Genomic DNA, 17,497 nt, shown 5'->3' on the forward strand with positions numbered 1-17,497 from the left:
ATGCAGATATATTATTAGCACCAGATATAGAAGCAGGAAATATATTATATAAATCTTTAGTATTTTTCTCAAAATCAAAAAATGCAGGCATTATAGTTGGAGCTAAGGCACCAATAATATTGACTTCTAGAGCCGACAGTGAAGAAACTAAGCTAAATTCAATAGCTTTAGGTGTTTTGATGGCAGCTAGAGCTTAAAAATATTAGGGGGGTATCCAGATGAATAAGATGTTTAAAATACTAACTATCAATCCTGGTTCAACATCAACTAAGATTGCAGTATTCAAAGATGAAGAGTTAGTATTTGAAAAAACTTTAAGACATTCTTCTGAGGAAATAGGCCAATATAAAAAAGTAGCAGATCAATTTGAGTTTAGAAAAAAGGTAATAGAAGAAGCTCTATTAGAAGGTGGAGTTAAGACAGGTGACTTAGATGCAGTAGTTGGTAGAGGAGGACTTCTTAGACCAATACAAGGTGGTACATATACCATAAATGATGTAATGGTAGAAGACTTAAGAGTGGGCATATTAGGGGAACATGCTTCAAACTTAGGAGGACTTATAGCTAAGCAAATAGGGGATGAGGTTGATATACCTTCATACATAGTAGATCCTGTGGTTGTTGATGAAATGGAAGATGTAGCTAGAGTATCAGGAAGTCCTGATATAAATAGAAAAAGCATTTTCCATGCATTAAATCAAAAGGCAACAGCTAGAAGAGCTGCTAAAGAGCTAGAAAAAAACTATAATGAATGTAATTTTATTGTTGCACATATGGGTGGAGGTATATCTATAGGAGCACATGAAAAAGGTAAAGTAATAGATGTTGCAAATGCATTAGATGGAGAAGGTCCATTTTCTCCAGAAAGAAGTGGTGGATTACCAGTTGGAGATTTAGTTAAAATGTGTTTCAGTGGTAAGTACACTCAAGAAGAAATTAAGAAAAAAATCAAAGGGAATGGTGGATTAGTAGGATATTTAAATACTAATGATGTTAGAGAAGTAGAAAGTAAAATATCTACTGGAGATAAAGAATACAAATTAATACATGAAGCTATGGTATATCAAGTCTGTAAAGAGATAGGATCTTGTGCGACTGTTCTTAAAGGAGATGTAGATGCAATTTTATTAACAGGAGGTATAGCATATTCAAATTTAATTACTAATATGATAAAAGATAGGGTTAAATTTATAGCGGATGTAAAGGTTTACCCAGGTGAAGATGAAATGATAGCTTTAGCACAAGGTGGACTTAGAGTATTAAGAGAAGAAGAAGAAGCTAGAGTTTATTTATGTGAGCCTGAGTGTAGTTTATAACATTATAAAGGATAAATCATATATCGTATATGACTTAATAGGTGATTTTTATGATAAATAATGACAATAGAATAAGGATTATAATAGGGCATTATGGTAGTGGAAAAACTGAATTTTCAATGAATTATATCACTAAGTTAAAAAAATTAACTAAAAAGAAGGTTGCAATAGCAGATTTAGATGTAGTAAATGTTTATTTCAGAACTAGAGAAAAAAAGGATTTATTAGAGTCCTTAAATATAATTGCTATAGATAGCTCAGTAAATGCTTCAACATTAGATTTACCATCAGTTTCAGCAAAGGTTATGACTCCGTTAAATGATGAGTCATATGAATATTTAATGGATGCAGGTGGTGATAATGTAGGAGCAAGAGTAGTAGGTAGATTTGCTCATTTAATAAAAGAAAATGATTATGATATGTTTTGTGTAGTAAATGCAAACAGAGAGCAAACTCAAACTGCTGAAGGTGTTATCAGACATATAAGAGAAATAGAAAAGGCATCTAAATTGAAAGTTACAGGCTTAATCAATAATACTCATCTTATTAGATCAACTACTATTGATGATGTATTAAGAGGCCAAGAGGTAGCTAAAGAGGTTTCTAAAGCATGTAATATACCTATAAAGTATGTTACATGTTTAGAAAATCTAGTAGATCAACTACCTAAAGATTTAGAGGGAGAAGTTTTTCCTATAAAACTTTATATGAGAGAAGACTGGATGTAGTTTTGGGCTCAAATATATAAAAAGTATAAGGAGGATTGAATAATGGCTAAAGGGAAAGTTACTTTTAATCAAGAACGCTGTAAGAGTTGTGGATTGTGCATAGAGGTATGTCCAGCTGGTATTATAGAAATAGACACAAACACAATAAATTTAAAAGGATATAATCCAGCAAAAGTTTCAGAAGTTGAAAAGTGTGTAGGATGCGCAAGCTGTGCAATGATGTGTCCAGATGTAGCTATAACAGTGGAAAGAGACTAATAGTTTAAAAAAAATAAGGGGGAATTTTTATGGCTAAGATACTTATGAAAGGTAACGAAGCATTTGGTAAAGCAGCGATAGAAGCTGGTTGTAAATACTTCTTTGGTTACCCAATAACTCCACAAAGTGAACTACCAGAATACTTATCTAGAGAGTTACCTAAAATTGGTGGAGCATTTGTTCAAGCAGAATCAGAAGTTTCTGCAATAAATATGGTTTATGGTGCAGCAGGAGCAGGGGCAAGAGTTATGACATCATCATCATCACCAGGTATTGCATTAAAACAAGAAGGTATAACTTATGCAGCAGGAGCAGAACTTCCATGTGTTGTAATTAATGTAATGAGAGGTGGTCCAGGACTTGGAAGTATACAACCATCTCAATCTGATTATTTTATGGCAACAAGAGGTGGAGGTAATGGAGATTATAGAACTCCAGTATTTGCACCAGCATCAGTTCAAGAAGCTGTTGATATGATAATGGAAGCTTTTGATGTTGCAGATTACTATAGAACACCTGTCATGGTTCTAGCAGATGGTATGATAGGACAAATGATGGAACCAGTTGAATTTAAAGAATCTAAGAAAAGACAATTACCTAAAAAAGATTGGGCAACAGTAGGAACTAAAGGTGAAAGAAAGCCTAATATAATAAATTCCTTATACTTAGAGGCTGATGTACTAGAACAACATTGTATAAAACTTGATAAAAAATACAATGAAATAGAAAAAAATGAAGTTCAATATGAAATGTATAAGACAGAAGATGCTGAATTAGTATTTGTAGCATATGGAACAACTTCAAGAATAGTAAAAACTACAATAGATTTATTAAGAGCGGAAGATATAAAAGTAGGTCTTATAAGACCTAAAGTATTATGGCCTTTCCCAACTGAAGCATTTGAAAAAATACCAAATGCTAAAAATTTATTAACAGTTGAAATGAGTATGGGTCAAATGGTAGAAGATGTTAAATTAGCAATTGAAGGAAAATTACCAGTTCATTTCTATGGAAGAGCTGGAGGAATGGCTCCATCACCATCAGAAATAGTTGATAAAGCTAAAGAAATAATGGGAAAAGAATTAGCTACAGGAGGTGCTAGATAATGTCTGTTGTATTTGAAAAAACAAATGGATTAACAGAAGCTAAAACTCACTATTGTCCAGGATGTACTCATGGTATAATTCATAGATTAGTAGCAGAAGTTTTAGAAGAATTAGATGTACTTGGAAATACTATAGGTGTTGTACCAGTTGGATGTTCAGTTTTAGCATACAATTATTTTAATTGTGATGTTCAAGAAGCATCTCATGGTAGAGCTCCAGCAGCAGCTACAGGAGTAAAAAGAGTTCATCCAGATAAAGTAGTATTTACTTATCAAGGGGATGGAGATTTAGCTTCAATTGGTACAGCTGAAATAGTACATGCAGCTGCTAGAGGTGAAAAAATAACTACTATATTTGTAAACAATACTACATATGGAATGACAGGTGGACAAATGGCACCAACTACGTTAATTGGCCAAAAAGCTACTACAGCTCAAAATGGTAGAAATCCAGAAACACAAGGATATCCTATAAGAATGAGTGAAATGTTATCAACATTAACAGGAGCAGTATTTGTAGAAAGAGTTTCTGTTGATACTCCAGCTAATGTTAGAAAAGCTAAAAAAGCTATAAAAAAAGCATTCCAAGTTCAACAAGAAGGTTTAGGATTTGGAATAGTAGAAGTATTATCTACATGTCCTACTAACTGGGGTATGGCTCCAAATAATGCGTTACAATGGTTAAGAGACAATATGATGCCATATTATCCAATAGGAAATTTAAAAGATGTTGAACTTAATGGGGGGGTGAAGTAATATGTCTACAGCTAGAGTAATATGTGCAGGCTTCGGTGGCCAAGGTGTTATGTCTATGGGACAATTACTTACTTATGCAGGAATGCTAGAAGGTAAAGAAGTTTCTTGGTTACCATCTTATGGACCAGAAATGCGTGGAGGAACTGCAAACTGTGCAGTAACTGTATCTGATCAACCTGTTGGTTCTCCACTTATAACAGATGATGCAACTTGTGCAATAATAATGAATTTACCTTCACTTGATAAATTTGAAAAAGATGTTGTTCCAGGTGGAAAAATTTTAATAAATAGTTCATTAATAGATCAAAAAGTAAAAAGAACAGATGTTGATGTACATTATATACCAGCAAATGATCTTGCTACTGAATTAGGTAATCCAAAAGTTGCAAATATGATAATGCTAGGTGCATACTTAAAAGCAAGTGAAACAGTAGATATAGAATCTGTTTTAGATGCATTTAAAAAAGTATTCGGTCCTAGAAAAGAAAAATTTGTACCTTTAAATAGATCTGCTTTACAAAAAGGTGCAGATGCAGTAAAATAATTTAAATAAAAAAATTTAAAAATATCAAATAAAAGACAATAGAATTATTTCTATTGTCTTTTTAACGTATAAGTATTAAAATATTTCTATGACTCACAATAGAAATTTAAGCACATTTATGTATAAATAGAATATATTATATTTTGATACGCTTTCATTAGGAAAGGAGATTTTTAATGAGAAAATATTTTGGTACTGACGGAGTAAGAGGAATAGCTAATACAGAGCTTACTTGTGATTTAGCTTACAAACTTGGAAGAGCCGGAGGCTATGTTTTAGCGCAAGGAGACCATAGAGTTAAAGTAGTAGTAGGGAAAGATACTAGAATATCAGGAGATATGTTAGAATCATCTCTAATAGCAGGATTAATGTCTGTGGGGTGTGATGTTATAACAGTTGGAGTTATACCAACGCCAGCAGTTGCATATTTAACAAGAAAATATGGAGCAGATTGTGGAGTAGTTATATCAGCATCACATAATCCAGTGGAGTATAACGGTATAAAATTCTTTAATAAAGAAGGATATAAATTAGATGATGAATTAGAATTAAAAATAGAAGAATATATAGATGATATAGAAAAAGTAGATTGTAATCCAGTTGGAGAACATGTAGGTAAAAAGATACACAAGCATGAGGCACAAAGAGAATTTATAGATTATTTAAAATCAATAATAAATGCAGATTTTAAAGGTCTAAAAATTGTGTTAGATTGTGCAAATGGAGCATCTTATAACGTAGCACCAGTTGTATTTAAAGAATTAGGTGCAAGTGTAATAGCTATAAATAATGAGCCAAATGGGAATAATATAAATGACAACTGCGGATCAACGCATCCAAAACAATTACAAGAAGCTGTTTTAGCTAATAATGCAGACTTAGGTCTTGCTTATGATGGAGATGCAGATAGATTAATTGCTGTAGATGAAAAGGGACAAATCGTTGATGGCGATCATATAATGATACTGGGCGCTATATATTTAAAGAAAAATAAACAGTTAGCCCAAGATACGCTAGTAGTGACAGTTATGAGTAATATAGGTCTTACAGTAGCTGCTAAAGAATATGGTATAAATTTAGCTACTACAACTGTAGGAGATAGATATGTACTTGAAGAAATGAAAAAAAGTGGATACAATCTTGGTGGGGAACAATCTGGACATATGATATTCTTAGATTATAATACAACTGGAGATGGAGTATTAAGTTCATTAGTTCTTACAAAGATAGTTTTAGAAGAAAAGAAAAAACTATCAGAACTTGCATCTGTAATGACGGAGTATCCACAAGTATTAGTTAATGCAAGAATAAAAAATGAGAATAAGAATAAATATATGGAATATCCAGAAATAAAATCTGAGATAGAGAGAATAGAAGCACTACTAGATGGATGTGGAAGAGTTTTAATAAGACCTTCAGGAACAGAACCATTAGTAAGAGTGATGTTAGAAGGTAAAGAGGAAGGTCAAATAAAAGAATTAGCTACAAATTTAGCTAATCTTATAAAAGAAAAATTATCGTAAATTAGAAAAAGTGAATGTTTTATTCACTTTTTAAGCGCCAGAACTTAGTAGATGACTATCTAGTTAAGTAATATTGGACTAAGTTGACGAGGACAGAGTTAATCGAATTATCGGCGGATGCTCTGCGGTGAGTTTACCATCGAAGAACTTTATTAAAATACAGGAGTGATTCTGTACACAAAGTAAAGCTTAAGTAAACTTAAATGACCTATCTCTTAAAATATAAAATAATATTTTTAGGAGGAAACAAATATGTGTGGTATAGTTGGATATTTAGGTAATAGACAAGCAACAGAAGTTCTTATAGAGGGACTATCGAAGTTAGAATATAGAGGGTATGATTCTGCAGGTGTTGCAGTTAATACTGGAGATGACTTAGAAATAAGAAAGTTTAAAGGTAGATTAGCAGTATTAGCAGAAGACTTACAAAAAAATCCTATAAAAGGTGGATTAGGAATAGGGCATACAAGATGGGCAACTCATGGAGAGCCATCTGATGTAAACTCTCACCCTCATTTTAATATGGATAAAACAATATCGGTTGTTCATAATGGAATAATCGAAAATTATATTGAGTTAAGAGAAGAATTACAATCTGAAGGGGTAGTATTCTTATCTCAAACAGATACTGAAGTTGTAGCTCATTTAGTAGATAAATTCTATGAAGGAAATTTATTAGATGCAGTTTATAAAGCAACTGAAAAATTAAGAGGAGCATATGCTTTAGGAGTAATTTGTTCTGATAATGTAAAAGAATTAGTAGCTGTAAGAAAAGATAGTCCATTAGTAGTAGGAGTTGGAGAAGGCGAGAACTTTATAGCGTCAGACATACCAGCAATATTAAAATATACTAGAAATGTGTATTTCTTAGAAAATGGTGAATTTGTTCACATAGTAGAAGATAAAGTAACAATTTTAGATGAAAATAGAAATGTTGTACAAAAACAAATAAATGAAATAACTTGGGATGTTGAAGCAGCATCTAAAGGTGGATATGATCATTTTATGTTAAAAGAAATACATGAGCAACCTAATGGAGTTAAAGAGACATTATTAAGAAGATTAAATGATGATGGAGAAATCCAATTAGATGATATAAAAATGACTAAAGAAGATTTAGAAAAAATAAATAGAGTTTATATAGTAGCTTGTGGAACAGCTTATCATGCAGGAATTGTTGGAAAATTTGCTATAGAAAAATTTGCAAAAATTCCAGTAATAACTGATATAGCATCAGAATTTAGATATAGTAATCCATTTATTGATGAAAATACTTTATTAATATTAGTAAGCCAATCTGGAGAAACAGCAGATACTTTAGCAGCTTTAAGAGATGCTAAATCTAAAGGTGCTAGAATACTATCAGTTACTAATGTTGTAGGTTCTTCTATAGCTAGAGAGTCTGATGATGTGTTCTATACTTGGGCAGGTCCAGAGATATCTGTTGCATCTACTAAAGCGTACACTACTCAATTAGTATCATTCTATATGATAGCTTTAGATTTTGCTATAAAGAAGGGTACAATCACTAGAGAGTATTACAATGAGATGATAGAAAAATTAAAGGAAATGCCAGAAAAAGTTGAAAAAGCATTAGAACAAGAAGATTATATAAATAATGTAGTTGCTAAAGAATTGAGAGAAGCAAGTAGTGCATTCTATTTAGGTAGAGGTCTTGATTATAATTTAGCAATGGAAGGTGCTTTAAAAATAAAAGAAATCTCTTATATACATGCAGAAGCATTTGCAGCAGGAGAATTAAAACATGGTACAATAGCTTTAATAGAAAAGGGAACACCAGTTATAGCGATAGCAACTCAAGAGGAATTATTTGAGAAAATGGTATCAAATATGGCCGAAGTTAGAGCTAGAGGAGCTTATGTTATAGCAATAGCACAAGAAAAAAATAAAGAAGTTGAAAAATCAGCTGATAAGGTAATATATATACCTAATGTAGAAGATATATTATCTAGTATATTAACTGTATTACCACTTCAATTATTATCATATTATGTTGCAGTTCAAAGAGGTTGTGACGTAGATAAACCAAGAAATTTAGCAAAATCAGTAACAGTTGAATAGATAGATTAATAAAAAAGGGATTGTCTTAAAGTTTTTATACTTTTGAGATAGCCCTTTTTTACATGTAAGGAAACTAAATTGCCTAATTTTATGTGGATAACCTATAAATAATAGTAATACTAATGAGTCTAAAAATGTAAAAAATGACATTTTGAGCAACATAAAAAATTCATACAAATCTTTAGAATATTTAGAAAAAAATAAAAACTGATAAATTTTAGAATTTATTGTTAAATAGTATCCATTACTAGGGAAATAAAAGGAATAATAAGAAAATATGTAACAATATTTTTATATATGTAATTAATTTAATTTAATATATAATACTAATAATATAAATTGATTATAGAGGATTTAAAGTAATTATGTTAATCTATTAGTATAAAATTAGTTGAATTTTAGGGGGGAAATTATATGATAAATAAAGATGAATTAGCAACTTTAAAGTCACAAGGTATAATAGCTCAAAAACAAGAAGGGTATTTTTCAATAAGGATATTAAGCAGAGCTGGAAACTTTACAGCAGAGCAGCTAAATGAAATTTCTCTATTATCTAAAAAATATGGTAAAGGATATATAGGTTTGACAACAAGATTAACAATAGAATTACCATGGATAAAATATGAAGACTTAGATGAGGTAAAAGTTAAAATAAAAGAATCTGGATTAATGCATGGTGGAACAGGAAAAAAAGTTAGACCGTTAGTTGCATGCAAAGGTACTGTATGTCAGCATGGAATTTATGATACTCAAGAATTATGTGGAAAACTACATGATAAATACTTTGCATATGATTTACCAGCGAAAACTAAGATTACATTAGTGGGATGCCCAAATAACTGTGCAAAGGCAAATACAAATGATATAGGCATTGTCGGACAAGTATATGTTAAATTTAATGAGGAGAAATGTAAAAACTGTGGATTATGTACGAAATCATGTAGACAAAATGCTGTTTCAATTATAGATAAAAAATTGGTTTGGAATAGTAATGAATGTGTAAATTGTGGAAAATGTGCTCAAGTCTGTCCTTTTGAAGCTATGAATGTAGAAAAAAAAGGATTAGCAATATACCTTGGAGGTAGAATGGGAAGAGGGTATAGATTTGGAGATAGACTTACTAATTTATATTCAGAAGAAGACGTACCTAGTTTAATTCAAAATATATTAGATACATATAAAGAATTATCAAACCCAGGAGAGCGTATTTGTAAAGTTATAGATAGAATAGGTATAAAAGATTTTGAAAAAGCATTATAAAGTAAATTAGCTGAAAATATATAAATATAATACATAATCATAATATATATAGAGTATATCCTCGTTATTATTGTCAATAATCTTAGTATAAAATTGATGATTTTAAGGGGGATTTTTTATGAAAATTATACAAAAACTTGTTAGTTTTGTAATTTTAATATTAGTAGGAGTAGTAATATCTTATGCTGAAGTTAAATTGGACAATGGTTATTATAAGTTAATAGAAACTTTTAACAATACCCAATCAGAATTTAAATTTTATAATATAAAAGCAAATGCTACCATAGACTATAATGTATCAAAAGATAAAATGAAAAATATATGTTTAGATACAATTAATAATTTTGGTATTGAAGAGAGTGATATAAAATGGAATGAGAAGTGGGATAATAATGAAAAACAAGTATTTTGTCAGGTAAAAAATAACAATAGAAGCATTTCTATAGCCGGAGTTAAAAAAAGTAAAGATGAAGCGTATATAATAGTTGACATATTAGATAATAAAGTATATAAAAATATAGTGGATATTTATAATCTAATGGAGGATACATTAAATAGATATTCAAATCAAGTAGATATATATACTTGTATTGCAGGAGAATACACAAAAAGGTTACAAATAAATAAATATGATGATATTTTGCAAAAAATATTATATAATATGAATGCTGACGAAATTGATAGAGTGCAAGAAAAGAACTTTCTATCAGTTACAGCATATAGTAAATTATTGAATGAAAATTATTTGGAATATTTGGGATATAAAATTAATTTAAATATAGGTATGAGATATAGTGAAGATGATGAGAAAACTATCATATATATTGCTACACCTATTATGAAATTAGATTATTAATAATGAGGAGAGGCAAATAAAATGGCAAAGATAATTGTTAGAAAGAGTAACCCACTTAAAGGTAGTGTTAAAATAGATGGAGCAAAAAATGCAGTATTACCAATAATAGCAGCAACTTTATTAGGAAATGGAAAGTCGACTATATACGGAGTTCCTAATTTAAGAGATGTTCATGTTATATCAGATTTATTAAGACATTTAGGTGCAAAAGTAGAGTATAATGACTGTACATTAACTGTAGATGCATCGAATATCACTACATGTGAAGCACCATATGAGCTTGTAAGAAAAATGAGAGCATCTTTTTTAGTTATGGGACCATTGCTTGCTAGATTTAATCATACTAAAATATCTATGCCAGGAGGTTGTGCTATAGGGACAAGACCTATAGATTTACATCTAAAAGGATTTAAATATTTAGGTGCAAAAGTAGAGATGGATCACGGATTTGTTGAAGCAACAACTAAGAAATTAACAGGAGCTAAGCTTTACTTAGATTTTCCATCTGTAGGAGCTACTGAAAATATAATGATGGCTGCTGCGCTTGCAGAAGGAACTACAATAATAGAAAATGCAGCAGAAGAACCTGAAATAGTTGATTTAGCTAATTTCTTAAGTGAAATGGGAGCAGATATAAAAGGTGCGGGAACGAACACTATAAAAATAAAAGGTGTTAAAGAATTAAAAGGTGCGGAACATACTGTAATACCTGATAGAATAGAAGCTGCAACTTATATGGTAGCAGCTGCAATGACAAAAGGTGATATAACAATAGAAAATGTATTATTAGAACACTTAAAGCCAGTAGTAGCAAAATTAAAAGAAGCTGGTTGTGAAGTGATAGAAATGGATAATTCAGTTAGGGTAATAGGACCGGAAGTTGTAAAACCTATAGATATAAAGACTTTACCACATCCAGGATTCCCAACGGATGTTCAAGCTCAATTTATGGCTATGCTTACAGTTGCTAATGGTACAGGCGTAGTTATAGAAACTGTTTTTGAAAATAGATTTATGCATGTAGCTGAGTTTAATAGAATGGGAGCTAATATAAAAATAGAAGGAAGAAGTGCTATAGTTAATGGAGTAGACCAATTACATGGTGCAAGAGTAAATGCTACAGATTTAAGAGCAGGTGCAGCACTTATACTATGTGGACTTATAGCAGAAGGAGAAACTCAAATAGGAGAAATTTACCATATCCAAAGAGGATACGTAGATATAGATAAAAAGATAACTGCTTTAGGTGGGAATATACAAATAGTAGAAGACTAATCAGTAATATTAATAGTAATAAAATAATAGGGTTGTTCATATACTTTAGAGTCTAGAATAAGGCTAAGGAGGAAAAAAGTATATGAAGAGCCCTTTAGTAGTTTTAACTGGTTTAGTGATATGTTGTATATCTATACCAATCTTAACGAGCGTAGTATCATATAGTAATATTAAGCAAGAAACACAAACTAAAAAAAATACAAGTAGTCAAAGTAGTAAGTTAGAAAAAAATGAAATTATAAAGAAAGTGATTAATTATGAAACAGTAAATAAAGAAACCCCCATTATAAATGTTTATAATCATAAACTAGGTAAAGTACAAAGTATGAATATGGAAAAATATTTATATGGCGTTTTAGCTGGTGAGATGTCAGCAAAATTTGATATTGAAGCATTAAAAGCACAAGCAGTGGCAGCAAGAACATATGTATCATATAAGCAGGGACATAAAAATCCTAGTCAGCACAAAAATGCTGTAGTATGTACAGATTTTAAACACTGTCAAGAGTATAAAAGTTATGAAGAATTAGAAAAGGTAAATGGGTCTAAATGGATAAAAAATTCATATTCTAAAATAAAACAAGCAGTAGATGCTACAAAAGGCCAAATCATAACTTATAATAATGAACCAATATTACCATTATACTTTTCAACATCTTCTGGAAAAACAGAAAATAGCGAAGAAGTATTTTCAATTAAATACCCATACCTAAAATCAGTAGATAGCCCATATGATAAAATTTCTCCTAAATATACATCTGCATTAAAAATAAGTAACAAACAATTTGTTGAATATTTAAATAAGTCTTACGGGGATATTAAATTAACTGAAAATAATTTAAAAAATCAGGTAAAAATAACTCAATTAAGCAAGGGTGGAGCAGTAGAAACAATGAAAGTAGGAAACAAAGAGATTAAAGGAACGGATGTTAGAAGGATATTTAATCTTAATTCTGCCAATTTTGAAATTGATTTTGAGAATAGTGGAATAGATTTTATAGTAAAAGGTTACGGACATGGAGTAGGCATGAGTCAATGGGGTGCAGAAGGAATGGCGCAAGAAGGATATAAGTATTATGAAATATTATCTCATTATTATTCACAAACAGAAATAAAAGATACATATTAACATATAAATATAGAAATTAATTTTGTTAAAGTAAAAACAAAGCTATGATAAAAGTAGTTATATATTATCATAGCTTTGTTTTGATTAAGACAATTTTAAGCATAAAAATTGTATAAAATTAGAAAATACAGGTAACACTCTAAATGTATAAATATACTGGAGGTGCTGTATGAAGAAAAAAATACTAGAAAAAGACGGTTTTTATTTATCTTTGTTTGTGTGTGTTTGCTTAATTGCCGTAGGCGGGGTTTGGTTTACAAATAGTAAAGTAGATAAATTAGCTTCTAATAAAGAAATAGTAAACAATAAAGATAAAAGCAGTGAAGATGAAATACATTTAATAGAAAAAAATAAAGAAGGAGCTATACCTACAGCTACAGATTCAGATCACAATTTAAGTAAAGCAAAAGCAAAAAATGAACAAGAAACTTCTAAATTAAGCTTTATTGGAAACAAAGTTATAAGAGGTTATTCAGAAAAAGAACCTAGTTATTCTAAAACTTTAGATGTATGGGAAATACATAAAGGAATAGATGTTAGTACTAATAAGGGACAAGACATAAAATCTTTATTAAAGGGTACAGTAGTAGATGTATTTAAGGATGATAAATATGGTATGTCTGTAAAATTAAAATGTGAAAATAATATTATTTTAGTATATTCAAATTTAAACAAAGACGTAAAGGTTGAAAAGAATCAAAAGATAGAAGAAGGACAATGTATTGGATTAGCTGGAAATACATCGACAAATGAAAGCGAAGAAGGACAACATATACATTTAGAAGCATTTAAAGGAGAGAAAAGTATAGATCCAATGAGTTTAATAAAATAAAAAGATATAACAGACTTAATCAAATATGATTAAGTCTGTTATATTTTTTTGTGATTTTACATATATATCATTAAGGCTAGGATGTTAGGAGGGGGAGTTTTGAGATCGCATATAGAGGAGAGAGCTATAGTTGTAGCAAAATATATACTAGAAAAAAATACTACAGTCAGACAGACAGCCAAAACATTTGGAGTGAGTAAGAGTACGATTCACAAAGATGTAACAGAACGATTAGAAGAAATAAACCCATCTCTTGCTAAAGAAGTAAAGATGGTTTTAGAAAAAAATAAATCAGAGAGACACATAAGAGGAGGCATGGCTACAAAACTTAAATATGAAAGAGAGAGTAAAAAAAATGTAGGTTAGAAAACCTACATTTTTTTCTTGACTAAAATAGTATTTTTGTATATGTTGTATTATAGGTGTATAAAAATAACGAAAGTTTAAATATAAAAATATTACAAGAGGAGTTGAAAAAATGGCTAGAGCTGATATAGGTATTGACTTAGGCACGGCTAATGTACTTGTTTATGTAGATGGAAAAGGAATAGTTTTAGAGGAACCTTCGGTAGTAGCAATGGATAAAAGAACAAAATCTGTGCTAGCAGTTGGAGAAGAGGCTAGAAGAATGATAGGTAGAACGCCAGGAAACATAGTGGCGATAAGACCATTAAGAAATGGTGTTATTTCAGATTATGATATAACTGAAAAAATGTTAAGCTATTTTGTAGATAAAGTTGTAGATAAGAAGGGCTTTAGTAGATTTTTCATGCCTAGAATAATGGTTTGTGTTCCAACAGGTGTGACAGAAGTTGAAAAGAGAGCTGTAGAAGAAGCAACTAGACAAGCTGGTGCTAGAGAAGTTTATATTATAGAAGAACCAATAGCAGCTGCTATTGGAGCTGGTATAGATATATCTCAACCAAATGGAAGTATGGTAATAGACATTGGTGGAGGTACAGCAGATATAGCAGTAATTTCTTTAGGAGGAGCTGTAGTAAGTGAATCTATAAAAATTGGTGGAGACAAATTTGACGAAGCTATAGTGAGATACATCAGAAAACAGCATAATCTTCTTATAGGAGAGAGAAGTGCAGAAAAGATAAAAGTAGAAATTGGAACAGCATTTAAAAGAGAGCAAGAAAAATATATGAAAATAAGTGGAAGAAATTTAGTAAAAGGTCTTCCAGAAAGTATAACTATAGGGTCAACTGAAATTTTAGAAGCTCTTGAAGAGTGCGCAGAACAGATAGTTGTAACAGTACATTCTGTTTTAGAAAAAACTCCGCCAGAGTTAGCTGCTGATATAAGTGAGGCAGGAATAATAATGACAGGTGGAGGATCATTGTTATATGGATTAGATAAAAGAATTGAAAAAAGAATAGGTATAAAAGTTATAGTTGCAAATGAACCTTTGTCTTGTGTAGCAAAAGGTACTGGAAGTGCACTAGGATCTTTAGATTTATTAGAAACTGGTGGAACATTTAAGAAAAGATAAATAATACTATTATTATAAATAAGAAGTATAGGAGGATACATTAATTTATTTTAATATATCCTCTTTTTTACATAATGAAGGAAAAATAGTAAAAGGGAAAAGATATGAATTTTGGTTAATATGCTTAGTATTAAAGAAAATGATTTTAAGTAGAAAGTAGAAGAGATAGGGCGATAGTCTCAGCTAATTCTAAAATGAAACTAAGTCGTACATTATTAAATGAAAATCTATTATTTTCATCAATTTTATCAACAATACCTACAATAGAATAACTTCCTATCTGAGGGAGCTTTTTTCCAACACCTTTTCCAGGCAGAATGGGTCCTTTTCTGATTTGTATGTTACCTATGCTATTTTTTGAACCTAAACACGCATCAATAGCCAAGAACGTCCCTTTAGGATGAGTTTTTTTGATTTTTTCAATTGATTCATATATATTTAAAGCGTGAATAGGATTATCTAATGTACCGTAAACAGGGTATTTAAAATCGCTATTTTTTAACATAGTCCCAACTAAAGGACCAAGGGCATCACCTATAGCCCGATCTGTTCCTATACAAACAACAACTGTATTCTCATCAACAACATCTTTTAGTATAGAGCTAAGTACCTGTGCAACATTCTCTTTTTTATAGTTTATCTTGGCTAAGTACATAGGAACACCCCCTTCAAAAGAAATATATGAACTCGTAATCTAAAAAATACCTAACTTTAAATTACATAAAATCACCATACTTATAATATGAGAGAAGATATAAAAATGTGATATATAGTTTATAAAGACAAGTTAGATTTAATTATTTATAATCAAATCTAACTGAATAAAAGGTGTTGACACATATAAGGAAAAATATTAAAATGTATATCATATAGAAAAAAATTAAAATCTTGATTACCTTATCAAGAGAGGCTGAGGGATAGGCCCTTTGAAGCCCAGCAACCACCCATTTTTGGGAAAAGGTGCTAATTCCTACAAGACTATAGTCTTGAGAGATGAGGTTAGTTAATTAATATAAAATATTATGCTAATTAACCTCTTCTTGAATAAGAAGAGGTTTTTTGTATTGTAGGAAACATAGTGAAAATAAATTTTAAAATAAAATATAAAAAGGGAGGATACAAATATGGCAAGACATTTATTTACATCAGAGTCAGTTACAGAGGGGCATCCAGATAAAATATGTGACCAGATATCAGATGCAATATTAGATAAATTATTAGAGAAAGATCCATTATCAAGAGTAGCTTGTGAAACAACAGTTACAACAGGGTTAGTATTAGTTGCAGGGGAGATAAGTACTTCTGCATATGTAGATATTCCTAAGTTAGTAAGATCTACAGTTGAGGAAATTGGATATACTAGAGCTAAGTTTGGATTCGATTGTAAGACTTGTGCGGTTATAACTTCAATTGACGAACAATCTGGAGATATAGCAATGGGAGTAGATGAAGCTTTAGAAAGTAAGGTAGGAGAACAAACTGAAGAAGAAATAGAAGCTATAGGTGCAGGAGATCAAGGTATAATGTTTGGTTTCGCATGTAATGAAACACCAGAATTAATGCCGCTTCCTATATCATTAGCTCATAAATTAGCAAGAAAATTAACAGAGGTTAGAAAAGATGGAATATTAGAATACTTAAGACCAGATGGAAAAACTCAGGTTACAGTTGAATATGAAGGAAATAAAGCAGTAAGAGTTCATACTGTTCTTATATCAACTCAACACTGTGAAACTGTAGAAACAGAACAAATAAGAAGAGATTTAATAGAGTATGTAATAAAATCTGTTATACCAGCAGAATTACTTGATGAAGAAACTAAAATTTACATAAATCCAACAGGAAGATTTGTTATAGGAGGACCTCAAGGAGATACAGGTCTTACAGGAAGAAAGATAATAATAGATACATATGGTGGATACTCAAGACATGGAGGAGGAGCTTTCTCAGGAAAAGATCCAACTAAAGTTGATAGATCAGCTGCATACGCTGCAAGATACGTGGCTAAAAATATAGTTGCTGCAGGACTTGCAGATAAGTGTGAAATAGAATTAGCTTATGCAATAGGTGTAGCTAAACCATTATCTGTATTTATAGATACTTTTGGAACTGGAAAAGTTTCAGAAGAAAAGTTAGTTGAATTAGTTAATAAATATTTTGACTTAAGACCAGGAGCTATAATTAGAGATTTAGAATTAAGAAGACCTATATATAGACAAGTTGCAGCTTACGGTCACTTTGGTAGAACAGACATAGATTTACCATGGGAAAAGACTGATAAAGCAGAGATATTAAGAAAAGAAGCATTAGGAAACTAATTTATAAAAGAGGCTGC

18 protein-coding genes and 1 riboswitch are annotated in these 17,497 nt (G+C 30.6%); of the genes, 17 read left to right on the forward strand and 1 reads right to left on the reverse strand.

What is annotated here, in order from left to right; genetic code table 11:
- From CHF27_RS11290 to mreB, 16 genes are all read left to right on the forward strand, one after another.
- On the forward strand, window positions 1-197 hold a 197-nt coding region (locus CHF27_RS11290), incomplete at its 5' end, for a phosphate acyltransferase (protein WP_274541567.1).
- 21 nt (window positions 198-218) lie between these two features.
- The gene (gene buk / locus CHF27_RS11295; RefSeq protein WP_095406600.1) at window positions 219-1,316 is read left to right on the forward strand and encodes a butyrate kinase; all 1,098 of its coding nucleotides are present in this window, start codon (window positions 219-221) and stop codon (window positions 1,314-1,316) included.
- 50 nt (window positions 1,317-1,366) lie between these two features.
- Window positions 1,367-2,044 carry an ATP-binding protein gene (locus tag CHF27_RS11300; RefSeq protein ID WP_095406599.1) on the forward strand — a complete coding sequence of 226 codons (678 nt, stop codon included), beginning with the start codon at window positions 1,367-1,369 and terminating at the stop codon, window positions 2,042-2,044.
- Between the two features lie 42 nt (window positions 2,045-2,086).
- A complete protein-coding gene (locus CHF27_RS11305) occupies window positions 2,087-2,302 on the forward strand; it encodes a 4Fe-4S dicluster domain-containing protein (RefSeq protein WP_095406598.1) in 216 nt (71 codons plus the stop codon).
- Between the two features lie 29 nt (window positions 2,303-2,331).
- Window positions 2,332-3,408: a 3-methyl-2-oxobutanoate dehydrogenase subunit VorB gene (locus CHF27_RS11310; RefSeq protein WP_095406597.1), complete on the forward strand. Its 1,077-nt coding sequence runs from the start codon at window positions 2,332-2,334 to the stop codon at window positions 3,406-3,408.
- Complete coding sequence (locus CHF27_RS11315) at window positions 3,408-4,163, forward strand: thiamine pyrophosphate-dependent enzyme (RefSeq protein WP_095406596.1); 756 nt, start codon at window positions 3,408-3,410, stop codon at window positions 4,161-4,163. Before CHF27_RS11310 ends, CHF27_RS11315 begins: the two co-directional genes overlap by 1 nt.
- A gap of 1 nt (window position 4,164) precedes the next feature.
- Window positions 4,165-4,707: a 2-oxoacid:acceptor oxidoreductase family protein gene (locus CHF27_RS11320; protein WP_095406595.1), complete on the forward strand. Its 543-nt coding sequence runs from the start codon at window positions 4,165-4,167 to the stop codon at window positions 4,705-4,707.
- Between the two features lie 176 nt (window positions 4,708-4,883).
- Complete coding sequence (gene glmM, locus CHF27_RS11325) at window positions 4,884-6,230, forward strand: phosphoglucosamine mutase (protein ID WP_095406594.1); 1,347 nt, start codon at window positions 4,884-4,886, stop codon at window positions 6,228-6,230.
- A 252-nt stretch (window positions 6,231-6,482) separates the two neighbouring features.
- On the forward strand, window positions 6,483-8,312 hold the full coding sequence (gene glmS / locus CHF27_RS11330; protein ID WP_095406593.1) for a glutamine--fructose-6-phosphate transaminase (isomerizing): 1,830 nt from the start codon (window positions 6,483-6,485) through the stop codon (window positions 8,310-8,312).
- A gap of 414 nt (window positions 8,313-8,726) precedes the next feature.
- Window positions 8,727-9,572 carry a 4Fe-4S binding protein gene (locus tag CHF27_RS11335; protein ID WP_095406592.1) on the forward strand — a complete coding sequence of 282 codons (846 nt, stop codon included), beginning with the start codon at window positions 8,727-8,729 and terminating at the stop codon, window positions 9,570-9,572.
- Window positions 9,573-9,690: 118 nt separating this feature from the next.
- Complete coding sequence (locus CHF27_RS11340; protein ID WP_095406591.1) at window positions 9,691-10,428, forward strand: YwmB family TATA-box binding protein; 738 nt, start codon at window positions 9,691-9,693, stop codon at window positions 10,426-10,428.
- A 21-nt stretch (window positions 10,429-10,449) separates the two neighbouring features.
- Window positions 10,450-11,703 (forward strand): UDP-N-acetylglucosamine 1-carboxyvinyltransferase, encoded by a 1,254-nt coding sequence (gene murA, locus CHF27_RS11345; protein ID WP_095406590.1) that lies wholly within the window; start codon window positions 10,450-10,452, stop codon window positions 11,701-11,703.
- A gap of 82 nt (window positions 11,704-11,785) precedes the next feature.
- The gene (spoIID, locus tag CHF27_RS11350; protein WP_095406589.1) at window positions 11,786-12,832 is read left to right on the forward strand and encodes a stage II sporulation protein D; all 1,047 of its coding nucleotides are present in this window, start codon (window positions 11,786-11,788) and stop codon (window positions 12,830-12,832) included.
- 169 nt (window positions 12,833-13,001) lie between these two features.
- Window positions 13,002-13,664, forward strand: a complete 663-nt coding sequence (locus CHF27_RS11355; protein ID WP_095406588.1) for a M23 family metallopeptidase — start codon at window positions 13,002-13,004, stop codon at window positions 13,662-13,664.
- Between the two features lie 99 nt (window positions 13,665-13,763).
- Window positions 13,764-14,030, forward strand: coding sequence for a sporulation transcriptional regulator SpoIIID (gene spoIIID / locus CHF27_RS11360; protein WP_095406587.1), 267 nt, complete (start codon window positions 13,764-13,766; stop codon window positions 14,028-14,030).
- A 112-nt stretch (window positions 14,031-14,142) separates the two neighbouring features.
- A complete protein-coding gene (mreB, locus tag CHF27_RS11365) occupies window positions 14,143-15,162 on the forward strand; it encodes a rod shape-determining protein MreB (RefSeq protein ID WP_095406586.1) in 1,020 nt (339 codons plus the stop codon).
- Between the two features lie 145 nt (window positions 15,163-15,307).
- Here the strand turns inward: mreB and yyaC are convergent, their stop codons facing one another.
- Window positions 15,308-15,817: a spore protease YyaC gene (gene yyaC / locus CHF27_RS11370; protein WP_095406585.1), complete on the reverse strand. Its 510-nt coding sequence runs from the start codon at window positions 15,815-15,817 to the stop codon at window positions 15,308-15,310.
- Between the two features lie 239 nt (window positions 15,818-16,056).
- Window positions 16,057-16,162, forward strand: a riboswitch (SAM riboswitch).
- A gap of 124 nt (window positions 16,163-16,286) precedes the next feature.
- Here yyaC and metK point away from each other — a divergent pair.
- Window positions 16,287-17,480 (forward strand): methionine adenosyltransferase, encoded by a 1,194-nt coding sequence (gene metK, locus CHF27_RS11375; RefSeq protein WP_095406584.1) that lies wholly within the window; start codon window positions 16,287-16,289, stop codon window positions 17,478-17,480.
- Window positions 17,481-17,497 lie beyond the last annotated feature (17 nt).

The sequence above is a fragment of the Romboutsia maritimum genome, assembly GCF_002251085.2.
GTDB classification, from domain to species: Bacteria; Bacillota; Clostridia; order Peptostreptococcales; family Peptostreptococcaceae; genus Romboutsia_B; species Romboutsia_B maritimum.